This window comes from Pseudomonas sp. TNT2022 ID1044, assembly GCF_028656895.1.
Classification (GTDB): domain Bacteria; phylum Pseudomonadota; class Gammaproteobacteria; order Pseudomonadales; family Pseudomonadaceae; genus Aquipseudomonas; species Aquipseudomonas reinekei.
This window is the reverse complement of the sequence record NZ_JAMDHB010000001.1, coordinates 345,516-358,278: the sequence shown is the minus strand read 5'-3', so window position 1 is coordinate 358,278 and position 12,763 is coordinate 345,516. Positions and strand designations below refer to the sequence as shown.

Below are 12,763 nucleotides of genomic sequence, written 5' to 3'. Positions count from 1 at the left end.
CAATTGTGAAGATTGGTATTCCTCGGTACTACTTCCGATTCCCTCGGGAATGGCGCGAGCCTGTTGGCCACGGTCGAGTCTGCTGATTCCTACTCGCAAAACGCTGGCAGTATGTATTGCAGCGTTATCAGATCGACCCTACAAAGATGGAGCGGTCGCGGTAGGGATGGCAGTTACCTGCCACCCCCGCACAGATCCGTACGTGCGGAACTACCGTATACGGCTTCTGCCTCGGGTATGTAACGCGAAGCGATCCTCAGGGTAAGGATGTGCATTTCTGGGACTAGGTATGTAGATATCGGCAAGGCGTCCGTAGCGTGACCATTGAAGCCTATTACGCTGGCTGCGACGTTTGAGGGCTTGACGCCATAGACGGCAGACCGCCGAACGAAAACCACCAAGACATATCAATTTTCCCGGCACCGCTTGGTAATTGAAGTAGCCACTGACCACCCGAGTAGGCCACTGACCCACGACTTGAACAGGCTCATAGCATCGACGTTTCAGCTCATCCCGAATTGCCAGCAGCGACGCACGCATTCGCTTCTTGACCGTCAGCCGCAGTATTTGAAACCCGCCGCTTCTGTTGGTACTACAACAGTATGTGACCCTCCTCGATTACATTCGCCGTCGTGCCGTGAACGTGGTGAACCAGCCCCGACTCTACGTCAGCGCCGATATGCGCCTTCATCCCTAAGAAATATTGTCTACCATTCGTCTGGTGCATCTCGGGATTGCGCTGTCCTTCTTCGTTTTTGGTGGAGCTTGGCGCATGGATAATCGTGGCGTCGACGATGGTGCCTTGACGCAGTGAGTGGCCTTTTTTATGTAGATAACAATTGATGACCGCCAAGATCGCAGGCGCCAATTTATGCTTTTCCAGCAAATGCCGGAAATTCATGATCGTGGTGTCTTCGGGGATCGGCGCGCTCAGGGTCAGGCGCGCAAACTGACGCATGGGCGTGATTTCGTACAGCGCTTTTTCCATGGCTGGATCGTTCAGGGAGAACCAGTTCTGCAACAGGTGAATACGCAGCATGGTTTCCAGCCGATACGGTTTGCAGCCACCGCCAGCCTTTGGAGAATACGGCTCGTATCAATGCCAGCAAACCGCTCCAGGGCACAACCTGATCCATCTCGCTGAGGAACCGTTCACGGCGTGTTTGCTTGCGCTTGCCGGCGTATTCGCAGTCGGAAAAGTTCATCTGGCTCATGGAGCACTCGGGGAAGGGGGTGAGGCTGCATGTCAGCATACATGGGGACTTGTTCGGAGTTTCCCTAGAGCAGTTCTGCAATGTTCAGGGACTGAGGCGGACCTACAAGTACTCGCTGGACAAAGCGACCAGTAAAAATGTAGCTATGCTTAGATGGTTGCCGAGGCTAAGCGGAATTTCTTCCCATGGTGCATAGCGGCCTCAGAGTTAGATAGGGAATCTCCACAAGGCTCGTGAAGGTGCTTTCACTCCTCCAGGAAGCTACGACCAAGATATAAACTCGATGGTGAGCGCAATGAACAAGATCTTTGGGGCTGCTCTTGCAGCAGCTCAGTATGTTTGTAACGCTGTCGCCATCTTGCTCACGATTTATCTTTTTCGTCGCTGGGCTCTGGAGCGTGAGCTCAACCCCTCCTTCGATGAGTTCAACCCGTGGTTGCCTGGACTAATTCTGCTTGGATTAGGAGTTGTATTCAAGCTAGCGCGCAAGGGCCTCGCAGCTCAAGTAAAGAGCCGCAAAGATTCTACTTGAGGGGGGAGATACTACCGATCGCCTATGGTCTCGCGAATCAATGGCCTTTTGCTACAGCCCGACTCCACCCATATGTCACTGGACAATACGCTCAGAGACGCAGAAGCAACTCTGTCAACGTCCGCTCAACCCACCCCGCATCGCGCATCGTCAACGATTCGCTCCCGCACTTCGAGCACTGCTTGAACCACTCCCCCGGTCCCAGCGCATCACACCGGGGTGCCACCGTTTTCTTCCAACCACATTCACCACACACAAACGTAAATGGCCTGCGCCTTATAGACATCGCAGCTCTCCTGAAAATTTATCTATAGTCATCTCCATCAGCGCTCTCAGCTACCGGGATACGCCTGCTCGATCTGCTGATCGAACTTTCCGCCATACCCACAGTACTCACGCGGAACGCGCTCAATATCCTCGGCAATCTGCTCAATTACCTCGCGCAACTCCAATTTTTCGCACCACCGAGCAGGAATCGCCGCAGCACCATACTGAACACCCAACAGGTGCCCGGCGATCAGCCCGGTGCTGTCGCTATCGCCACCGTGATTCACCGCTGTGATCACGCCCTCCTCGAACGAGCACGCTGCCAGGGCGCACCACAGCCCAATAGCCAGCGCCTCTTCGGCGACCCCACCACCACCGAGTTCGCCAATACGTTGTGGGGTGGGCTGGTAGCCTTCATAAAAGAAGAACAGCACGCGCTCGATGAGACTAGGTGTTTCTTCCATACCGGGCTTTTGCCCGTAATTGGCCAAGCTTTGAGTGACTGCGTCCTCCAGGCTGTCTTGACGATCGACAATGCGCTGGAGAATATCGGCAAACAGTCCGGCCGCCAGGTAGCCCGTAGGGTGCCCGTGGGTCAGGCGCCCTGACTGAGCAGCGTAGTCAAAGGCGTTGGCAAAGAACGCACAGGGCGCGACACGCATCACGGCGCCACAGCCTTTACTGTTGTTCTCAGCAACTGCGCCCAGCCGCAGACTGGCCTTGAGTGCATTGAGGCAGGTGGTGCCTGGGGCGCGGCGAGACCAGAGCGCAAGTTGCTCGACCAACCACCCGTCCCGACTGACAGGCATCGCTGCCGGGTAATCCTGTGTCATCAACCAGCGCATCAACGCATGATGAATAATGCTGGGGACGTGGCAAGCTCCTCGGGAACTGCCGCGCACATACGCCCGAAGCAAGCCTTCTGCAGTGAAAAGCATCATCTGTGTGTCGTCGGTTATGGCTCCGGTGATGCCGTAAGCCGGGGCAAAATCGATGATTCCTTGTGAACCGAACTTAGCTTCGATTGCAGACCATTCGAGAAACTCCACTGGGGCGCCTAGCGCATCGCCGACGGCACCACCTAGCAGGCAGCCTTTGATCCGTTCAAGTCTGTTCATGCCCTTTACCTCACCCCTCTGCCGGAATCAATTCCTGCAAAATCACCAGCTTTCTTTGCAACTGCTCGATGTGCGCTTTCTCCGCTCGTAGCGCCGAGCGCAGTTCCCGGTTCTCCACTTCCCAAATCCGCGCCCAGCGCACGTCCTTTCGGCAGGCAACCGCCATTCGCCAGAGTTCACGCAATCTCAGGTATTGCAGAAAAAGCACCAGTAGGATTGCCCCCATCATAACCAATGCACCCATCGAAACCGCTTCCGACATACTCATGCCCACTTCCTCCGTGAGTTCGATTTGCCTTCAAGACAATCACACGATATGTAGTGATTTACGACAGGTCTAGAATGTAGACTTATACAGGTAAAGTATTCGCACACATGGAGAGGTTATGAAACGCAAGCAGTCCATCGAACAAGTCCGCTGGGATCTGGCACTTCGCTATCGTTTGATTGAGACCGTAGCCTGGTGGGAGGGCCGGCTGACCACGGGACACTTGATCCAGAGTTTCGGCATCAGCCGCCAGCAGGCGTCAAAAGACATCAATACCTACATCATCGAACATGCGCCCCGAAACTTGACATATGACAAGCAGCTCAAGGGCTACGTCCCGAGCACGCAGTTCAAACCGCTGTTCATCGACGACAGCGCCAGTGCCTATCTGCACCTGCTTTATCAGAACAACGAGCGAGCTCCGCACATCGAAGGCCTGGCGCTGGCCTACGCCCACACCAAGGTGTTGGAGGTGCCGGACCGCTCAATCAAGGCGAAGATTCTTCGACCGCTGCTCAAGGCATGCCGCGAACACCTGCGCCTGGACATTGACTACGTATCACTGAACAATCCCGCTCCGGAAGGCCGGCTCATCGCGCCACACACCTTGGTCTATACCGGGATGCGATGGCACGTACGCGCCTATTGCGAGAAAAACGGCCAGTATCGCGACTTTGTGCTCAGTCGGCTGCGCGGTGAGCCCGAGCTGCTCGGCAAGTCCGAAAATGTTATTACTGAAGACGAAGACTGGAATACCGAAGTAACAGTGGTCATCGAGCCCGACTCGCGACTGACTCCGACACAGAAGGCGATCATTGAAGCCGATTTCGGCATGCTGAACGGCCAACTGCTGATCCCTACTCGCAGGGCGCTGGTGAAGTATGTATTGCAGCGTTATCAGATCGACCCTACAAAAATGGAGCCCCGACCTGAAGCCCAGCAAATCGTCGTGAAAAATCTGACTGAACTGGAGCCATGGCTGTATAGCTGAACCACAGTTGGGCGAGGCCGGATCTGTACTTCTGTGCCGAGTACAGCCTGTCCGACCATGCAACGGGACTACCCCGCTACGTGGGCAATAGCGAAACCTGCAAATACTAGTGCGAGGATGGCATCAAGTCACCCCCCTGCCCTTCGCTGACCAAAGACAATGCCTGCAAGCCCTAGGGGGACTGAATGTGGTGATCGGCAACGATGACCCGCTCGGCAGCTCCGTCTTCCGCACTAAAGGCTTCAACAGCATCCGCACCACAGCAGCATCCAAGAGTGTTACACCCTTTATTTTTTCTGTTCAAGCTACTGACAATGCGGCCCGGCCAAGTGAACTTGTAAATAGGGCTTACGAATTGCGCTCGTTAATAATCGATCGACGTTAATTTTCACGCACCCGGCGCCGACGCTATCAGCGATCCACGCGAAACCATTCAAAACGCAAAAAACTTTACAGTAAATAAACTTACACTGGCGCCTCGTATCAGGCATTATCCGGACCAGCTCACATTCAGGAATGCCAATGCCGCTCCCCAAACACGAAGCCCTCCTCAGGCTACGCGCGATAGAGCTAATCAGCTATTGGGAGGGTCGCCTAATCACCACTCAGCTGATGGCATGGTTTGGCATCAGCCGCCAGCAAGCTTCTTCCGACATCAATCGCTATAACAGCGAGTTCAATCCAGACTCGCTAATCCACAGCCCTGCAGTTAAAGGCTATGTCCCGACGGCTGGCTTTCAGCCCGTACTGAGCGCTGGACACATCAATGAGTACATGGCACTCATCGGTGAGCGATCTGATCAGCCCGTGTCTGAGATTTTGGAAGCTCACCCCAGCGTCACTACTGTCCAACTCCCAGATCGTGCAGCACGCCCTGAAGTGGTTCGCGAATTGATCAGAGCCTGCCGCAATGCCGGCAGCCTGAAAGTTCTCTACGCCTCCATGTCCAACCCGCAAATTCATGAACGTGTGATTTCACCTCACACTCTCGTTTATACGGGCTTCCGCTGGCACGTTCGTGCGTGGTGCCATAAGCGCCTGGCCTTCCGCGACTTTTTACTCTCACGTATCTGTCGCACGCCAAAATCGTGCGACGCTCACGCTCCTTCATCGAGTACAGACAGTGGCTGGCACGACCAAGTCAACCTGACACTGATCCCTAATGAACTACTCAGCGATGCCCAAAAGTCTTTAGTTGAACGCGATTTCGGTATGCCAGAAGGCCGCCTACAGCTGACCGTTCGCACAGCACTTGCCCACTACACCCTTCAACGTTATCAGGCTGCCATCACCTCAGAAGAAGCCGAGCGAGTACGCGAGCATCCATTGCAATTGCTTCCAGCTGATCGCGCAAAACTAAATCCCTTCCTCTTTAGCAATGATGGGGAATAGGCATGCATAGATTCCATTACGACTCTGACTTAAGCGGCGGCTCGTTGCAGGTGCGTGAATCACGCATCGTTGCAGACCTGCTGCTGCAGGACGCCAGCCCTGAGCAATGGCATGAGGTCATACAGCAACAGAACCGGCTGCAGAAGCGAGCACCAGCTTCGGCCAAGCGTGTGGCTCAAGCCATCCGCAAGCGTCTGCAGCGATTGGATGCCCCTTTCTGGCGGGCAATTCGTGATGGAGATGATGAACTCGCCACCCAAGTGGTTTTCTGCTCTGCCTTGGAGCGCAACCTGCTGCTCGTCGAATTCATCGAGACTGTCCTCAAAGACGCTTTCGTCACCCGCGCCGGCGTGCTCGAACCCTACCACTGGAATGAGTTTCTGGATGAACGTAGCCATCGAGATTCGACCATCACCACCTGGACGGAGTCCAGCCGTAAGAAGATGGCGCAGGTCGTCTATCGCATGCTGGCCGAGGTCGGCCTGCTGAAAAGCACCCGCAACATGAAACTACAAAACCTGATGATTCGGTCAGAGGTCCGCGTATTGCTGGATGACAGCTACCGCTATCGCATAAAAGCCTGTTTGGAAGTATCCAATGCCACCGGACAGTAGGCGTGGAATAAGGAGTGTTCGCATGAATCAGCAACTGCAGGATCGGCTAAACCAGATCCCAGACAAGATCCTCACCGAAGAGTTCTTGAAGAGCCAAGGGTTGGGCAATGAGCTCGGTTTCTGGATCTTCGACTATGCCCCCGAGGATGAGCTGCAGGTGCGCGAATACCTCAGTTTCTTGCAGAGCTTCCTTGCCAAGAAGCACAGTCAGCTCAAAGTGGCTCATATCAATCTGCTGCAGGCTATGCGCGAATATCTGGATCAACGCAGCTTCACTGAAAAAGCCATTCAGATGCAGCAAACCAAAGGTGACCTCGCGTTGCTCAAGGCGCTATCCGGACCGCTGCATATGGACAAATTCGCGCCCTTCCTAATGGAACACAGCGGCGCCGATCAACACGACGTGGTGCTAATCAGTGGTGTGGGCTCAGTTTGGCCGGTTCTTCGCGCCCACAACCTTCTCAACAAGCTACACGCACTGCTTGGCCACAAGCCTCTGGTTCTTTTTTACCCCGGTCATTACTCAGGGCAGTCACTCGCCTTGTTCGACCGCATTCCCAGCAACAACTACTACCGCGCCTTCAAGCTGGTTCCCTGATCAATAAGGACGATTGCCGTGAGCATTAAAGATATTTTCTTCAAGGAACTCGATCGCCCGATCAACGGCGTGGTTAAGGCGGATCAGTCCGACGACGCAACCGTGCACCAGGAGCTGGATGAATACGTTGTCACCAACGAGCTGGAAAAACACTTCCGCAGCTTCTTCGAGTCCTACAGTACTGACTTGAACGATCCCTCCATCGCCAACCGCGTGGGCGTATGGATCAGCGGTTTCTTCGGCTCGGGTAAGTCGCACTTCCTCAAGACCTTGTCATACCTGCTGGCCAACATCGAAGCGCGCGACGACCAGGGAAACACCCGCAAGGCTGTTTCCTTCTTTGATGCAAGCAAACTGCGTGATGCCACCATCCGTGCCGACATCGACAAGGCCGTTGCCAACAGTGCCGATGTCATCTTGTTTAACATCGACAGCAAAGCCAGCTCCAACGATGCTGGCAACCCGATCCTCAATGTCTTCCTACGGGTGTTCAACGAGCATCAAGGTTTCAGTGGCGACCATCCCCACATCGCCCACATGGAGCGTCATCTGGCCCAACGCGGCGTCTATGAGCGATTCAAGCAAGCCTTTAATGACTCCACCGGGACGGACTGGACTGAGGAGCGTGATGGCTATCAGTTCTACCAGGATGACATTGAGCAAGCGGTAGCCGCAGCCCTCGATCTGTCTGCTGAGGCCGCGCACAAATGGTTCGAAGATTCCGAACAAACGTTCAGCGTCTCAGTCGAGAACTTCTGCAACTGGGTGCGCGAATACCTCGACACACAGCCAGCCAAACACCGCGTGCTGTTCCTGGTGGACGAAGTCGGCCAGTTTATCGGCAGCGACACCAAACTGATGCTAACCCTACAGACCATCACCGAAAACCTCGGCACCATCTGCAAAGGCCGCGCCTGGATCATCGTCACTTCTCAGGCCGATATGGATGCCGTACTGGGCGAGCTGTCCGCTTCCAAGGCCAACGACTTCTCGAAAATTGCCGGGCGCTTCAAAACCCGACTTTCACTGTCCAGCTCCAACACTGACGAAGTCATCCAGAAGCGCCTGCTGCGTAAAACACCGGAAGCTGAAGCCGAGCTGCGCGCCCTCTGGGAACAGAAAGGCGACATCCTGCGCAACCAGATCACCTTCGACCGCTCCGGCCCGACCCTGAAGAACTTCGATGGCCCGGAAAGTTTCATCAGCAACTACCCCTTTGCGCCGTACCACTTCCAGCTGGTGCAAAAGGTCTTCGAGGAAATCCGCAAGGTCGGTGCCACCGGGGCGCACCTGGCCTACGGCGAGCGTTCCATGCTCGATGCCTTCCAGATGGCAGCCATGGCCATTGCGGAGAAACCGCTTGGCGCGCTGATTCCCATGTACAGCTTCTATCGCGCCGTCGAAGGCTTCCTCGATACAGCCGTCAAGCGCACCATCGACCAGGCGGGCGAAAGCAGCGTCCTCGACGCCTTCGACGTACAGATCCTGCGCACCCTGTTCATGATTCGCTATGTCGACTTGATCAAGGGCACCCTCGACAACCTCGTCACCCTCTCCATTGAACAGGTCGACGAAGACAAACTGGCCCTCCGTCGCCGCATCGAACAAAACCTCCAGCGCCTTGAAAAGGAAAGCCTAATCACCCGCAACGGTGATGAGTTTGTCTTCCTCACCAACGAGGAACGCGACATCACCCGCAAGATCAAGGCCACAGAGATCGCCGGCTCAGAAGAGAACAAGGCACTCTCGGACCTGATCTACAAAGACCTCTTCAAGGACAAGAACAAGTTCCGCTACAGCGTGAACAAGACCGACTACAGCATCGGTCGCTACCTCGACGGCCACAGCCTGGAGGGCCGTTACGAGCACGACCTCCGTGTCGAAGTGATCTCGCCACTGGATCTCGACTACGCCCTTTATGGTGAAGCCGGCTGCATCATTAAAAGCAACGAAGCTCCTGCCGGAATGGCACTGTTCAAATTGCCCGACAGCAAGGATTTCTTCACCGAGCTGCGCACCTGGCTGAAGACTAACAAGTTCATCCGCCTCAACGACGACGGCAGCCAGCCTGAGCTGAGCAAGATCCTCGCCGAGCGCGGCCGCGAGAACCAGGAGCGTAAAAAGCGCCTACGCTTGCTGCTGGACGAGCTGGCCGAGCGTGCAGAGGTTTATGCGCAGGGGCAGCACCTGAAGCTCAACAGCAATAATATCGTCAGCAAGTTCGACGAGGCGTGCCAGTACCTCCTTGAAAACACCTTCACCAAACTGGGCTATCTGCGAGTACTACAGCAGGAGCCAGAGCGTGAACTCCACGCCATTCTGCACACCAACGACATTGGCCAACTCGGCCTGACCCTCGATGGTGACGAAGGCAATCCGCAGGCCGTCAAGGAAGTTGAACAGTTCATCTCGCTGCGCGCCTCCGGAAACGAGCGCTTACTGGTCGCAGACATCATCGAGCGCTTCAGTAAGCGCCCCTATGGCTGGCCAGACGGAGAGATCCTGCTGATCCTCGGTCGCCTGGCCGCTACCAGCCGTATTTCGTTCCACGCCGCGGGCCCCAGCATACCGCTGCCGGACGCCTTCGAATACCTGACCAACAGCCGTAAGCGCCGTGAAGTCTCGGTGCAGAAGAAGCGCCAGACCGACGAAGGACTGCTCAAGCAAGCACGCAACCTTACCCAGGAGCTGTTCAACGCCCTCGGCCCAGCAGGCGAGAAGGAGTTATTCGAGTATTACTGCATGCACTTCGGTAGTTGGCGCACCAACCTTGAAAAATACAAAGCAACGGTTAGCGCCGGGCGCTTCCCTGGCAAAGAGGCCACAGAACAGGCCTTGCTCAGCCTTCAGCGCCTGCTAAGCAACACCGACAGCGTCGATTTTTTCAAAGCCGTGGTCGACAACAAGGATGACTTCCTGGATCTGGAAGAGGACTACCGTGATCTACACGAGTTTTTCACCAATCAGCTGCATACCTGGCAGCAACTTCAGCAGGCCTTGCGTCGTTTCGACAAGAACAAACAAGCGCTGGATAAAGACGAGAAAGCCCGCAAAGCACTGACCGAGCTGAGGGCCATCGAGCAGAACACCTCGCCCTACGGTCAGCTGCACCAGGTCGCTACTCTGGTTGAAACGGTAGAAGCCATTAACGCCGCAATACTGTCTGAAAAGCGTCAGCACGCTCTGGCTCGTGTCGACGAGAAAATCGCCCAATTGCAGGCCGAGATTGCAAAGAGCGGTATCGAAACCGCCGAGCTGAGCAACCGTCTCCTGCGCCCGCTGCAACTGGTCAAGGCGGATCTGGAGACAGAAACCAGCATCGCCAACATCTACATGTTGCAAACCCAGACCGCTGACGAGCGCCTGCATGACGGTGTATTCGATCTGGAACGTGCCATCCAGGCCGAGGCCGAGCGCCAGCAGAAGCTTCAGCAGGAGCAGGCCAAGGCCGCACAAGCAGCCAATTTGGCCAGCGGCGTTAAGGAAGACCGAGCGCCTGCCTTGGTGCTCACACCCAAACCTGTAACGCCGCCCAAGCCGGTAGTCGAGGTAGCCGCCACCAGCGTATTCAACAAGCTCGGCAACGGCCTGTATCTGGAAAGCCAGAATGACATTGATCGTTTTATCGAGGCACTCAGGGTTGAGTTGGAAGTTGCAATCAAACAAGACACGCGCGTTAGGATCCGCTGAAGCCATGGTCAGCTATCAGCGGTGAGCGCGAGTCGAGGGAGCAAAAGGACTTGCTCTGAAAGCTGATAATGTCACCAGTTCTGAGCGGATAATCGGCCACTGAGCCAGCACCACCACATTCGGGTTAGCACAATATGATCAAATCTATCTGGATAGATAATTTTAAATCACTGGTGAAGTTCGACCTGCAACTGGCTAACTTCACCTGCTTAGTCGGATTAAACGGAGCCGGTAAATCCACCGTTTTACAGGCCATAGACTTTATCTCCCGGTTAATGCTCGGCGACTTGGACAGCTGGCTGAAACAGCGTCAGTGGGACAAGGCCGATATCAACTCAAAACTGACCAAACGCAGCAATATCGAATTCAGGATCACTCTTGAAGAAGCCGATTTTGGCACTCTAGTCTGGAGTGGCAGCATCAATAGAACCACCCTAAATTGTACGCAAGAGCACGTAACAGCCGATGAAGCGACCTTGCTGAAAGTGGAAGAAGGCAGCTACAGCATCGTTAATCCCTCTGCCCCACAGAAAAGTCTGGAGCGCAGCAAAATCGTTTTCGAATATCAAGGTTCGATTCTTTCGGCACTAAAAGACTCCCAGCTCAGCCCCGCATTGCTCGCACTTAAATCAGCCGTCAGCCAAATCCATTCGCTGGATTTGCTCTCACCGGAACTGCTCAGATCTAAAACGCGAGACGCAGAAGGCCACTTAGGGCTTGGCGGCGAAAGACTCTCTGCTTATATCCACGAAGCCCGCCCTGAGCATAAGGAGCGCCTGCGCCAGCAACTGAGCACGGTTTATCAACAGCTAGAAAAAATTGAAACCCGCGCCCTGCGATCTGGCTGGAAGCAGCTGGATATTGTCGAGCGCTTCGGCGATCAGGAACTAAAAACCTCGGCCCGCCACATGAATGATGGCATGTTGCGTCTGATGGCGATCCTCTCTCAACTGGCATCAGAGCATCACTTTCTGCTGTTTGATGAAATCGAAAATGGCATAAACCCAGAACTCGTTGAGTATCTGGTCGACCGACTGGTCAGTAGTAATCATCAGGTCATGGTCACTACCCATAGCCCTATGATAATCAACTACATGGACGACCGCGTCGCGGCTGAAAGCGTGGTCTATCTGTACAAAACCCGTGAAGGCTTCACCCGTAGCATCAAGCTCTTTGACATCCCGTCCCTGAAAGAAAAACTGCAATTCATGGGGCCGGGCGAGGCATTTATCGATACTGACCTTACCCACCTCTATCAGGAAATCGAGTCCGTGCAACAAGTGAACAAAGGGGGCATGGATGCATCTTCTATTGAGCGGTGAAGGCCCTGGTGATATCGGCACGTGTAACCCGGCGGCTGACTATTGCACGGCGCAGCAATTCCGGCCTGGCCCAATGGCTTGGTTTGTTGACCAGTTGGTAGAGATCTTTCAAGGTTATGAGTTCTCGCACCTCGGTAATGCATGCGTCACTTACTTGTCAGAAAGCTATCTGGCAGCCAACAAACCCGCTCGCTCACGCAAAAGCATGTCGATTCCGGGCAAGAAAAGTCCGAAAGAAACTCATTACTACTATGCCAACGCCCGTGCTCTGGCTATAGCAGCGACAGACAAAGCAGCCGAACTCACCGACACAGTCATTGCTGTGCTATTTCGTGATGGCGATGGCACTGCATCGGCCGGGCGCGGCCAGTGGCGCGAAAAAAGGCAGTCGATGATTGCCGGCTTCCAAGCAGAAGCATTTGAATTTGGTGTACCCATGATCCCTAAGCCCAAATCTGAAGCCTGGTTACTCTGCGCAGTCAAAGCGAACCCATACCAACATTGCAATCTGCTTGAGTCCGAGTCAGGCAATGATCGCAGCATGAACCCGCTGAAAGACCAATTGGGGGTCGCGCTTGCTGCGGAAAACAGCACTCAGCAAATAAATCAACGTGTCATCAGCGGCGAGATAGATGCCCAGCGTATTGACATGAACTCCTTCAACGAATTCAAGAATGCCTTACAAATTGCCGTGCATAAGGCGATGAGGCAAGAGAGAGATCTCGTGTGACCAAGGGGTCAAGTCGCTCCGCATCGC

At 54.7% G+C, this 12,763-nt stretch carries 10 protein-coding genes and 2 pseudogenes; 9 read left to right on the top strand and 3 right to left on the bottom strand.

The features are described 5' to 3' along the window. Positions 1–613: 613 nt before the first annotated feature. Positions 614–1,214: pseudogene (locus M5G20_RS01615) on the bottom strand (IS5 family transposase); the annotation flags it as partial. Between the two features lie 295 nt (positions 1,215–1,509). Here M5G20_RS01615 and M5G20_RS01610 point away from each other — a divergent pair. Further along, positions 1,510–1,746, top strand: a complete 237-nt coding sequence (locus M5G20_RS01610; RefSeq protein ID WP_273917581.1) for a hypothetical protein — start codon at positions 1,510–1,512, stop codon at positions 1,744–1,746. A gap of 332 nt (positions 1,747–2,078) precedes the next feature. On the opposite strand, the gene M5G20_RS01605 is transcribed toward M5G20_RS01610, so the two are convergent. Both M5G20_RS01605 and M5G20_RS01600 read right to left on the bottom strand, forming a co-directional pair. Next, a complete protein-coding gene (locus M5G20_RS01605) occupies positions 2,079–3,131 on the bottom strand; it encodes an ADP-ribosylglycohydrolase family protein (protein ID WP_273917580.1) in 1,053 nt (350 codons plus the stop codon). Positions 3,132–3,141: 10 nt separating this feature from the next. Then, positions 3,142–3,399 carry a hypothetical protein gene (locus M5G20_RS01600; RefSeq protein ID WP_106118411.1) on the bottom strand — a complete coding sequence of 86 codons (258 nt, stop codon included), beginning with the start codon at positions 3,397–3,399 and terminating at the stop codon, positions 3,142–3,144. Between the two features lie 118 nt (positions 3,400–3,517). On the opposite strand from M5G20_RS01600, the gene M5G20_RS01595 reads away from it, so the two are divergent. The 8 genes and pseudogenes from M5G20_RS01595 to M5G20_RS01560 all read left to right on the top strand — a co-directional run bounded on the left by M5G20_RS01595 (position 3,518) and on the right by M5G20_RS01560 (position 12,736). Next, entirely contained in the window at positions 3,518–4,390 is an 873-nt protein-coding gene (locus M5G20_RS01595; RefSeq protein WP_106118412.1) for a WYL domain-containing protein, read from the top strand. Positions 4,391–4,407: 17 nt separating this feature from the next. After that, positions 4,408–4,658 (top strand): annotated as a pseudogene (locus M5G20_RS01590) (recombination directionality factor); the annotation flags it as partial. A 254-nt stretch (positions 4,659–4,912) separates the two neighbouring features. Then, positions 4,913–5,782 (top strand): WYL domain-containing protein, encoded by an 870-nt coding sequence (locus M5G20_RS01585; RefSeq protein ID WP_273917579.1) that lies wholly within the window; start codon positions 4,913–4,915, stop codon positions 5,780–5,782. 2 nt (positions 5,783–5,784) lie between these two features. Next, a complete protein-coding gene (locus M5G20_RS01580; protein ID WP_106118414.1) occupies positions 5,785–6,396 on the top strand; it encodes a DUF1819 family protein in 612 nt (203 codons plus the stop codon). Between the two features lie 22 nt (positions 6,397–6,418). Next, entirely contained in the window at positions 6,419–6,994 is a 576-nt protein-coding gene (locus M5G20_RS01575) for a DUF1788 domain-containing protein (protein WP_106118415.1), read from the top strand. 18 nt (positions 6,995–7,012) lie between these two features. Then, the gene (gene brxC / locus M5G20_RS01570) at positions 7,013–10,684 is read left to right on the top strand and encodes a BREX system P-loop protein BrxC (protein WP_273917578.1); all 3,672 of its coding nucleotides are present in this window, start codon (positions 7,013–7,015) and stop codon (positions 10,682–10,684) included. A 134-nt stretch (positions 10,685–10,818) separates the two neighbouring features. Then, positions 10,819–12,006 carry an AAA family ATPase gene (locus M5G20_RS01565; RefSeq protein ID WP_273917577.1) on the top strand — a complete coding sequence of 396 codons (1,188 nt, stop codon included), beginning with the start codon at positions 10,819–10,821 and terminating at the stop codon, positions 12,004–12,006. Further along, positions 11,984–12,736 carry a hypothetical protein gene (locus tag M5G20_RS01560; protein WP_273917576.1) on the top strand — a complete coding sequence of 251 codons (753 nt, stop codon included), beginning with the start codon at positions 11,984–11,986 and terminating at the stop codon, positions 12,734–12,736. The genes M5G20_RS01565 and M5G20_RS01560 overlap by 23 nt, the downstream gene beginning before the upstream one ends. Positions 12,737–12,763 lie beyond the last annotated feature (27 nt).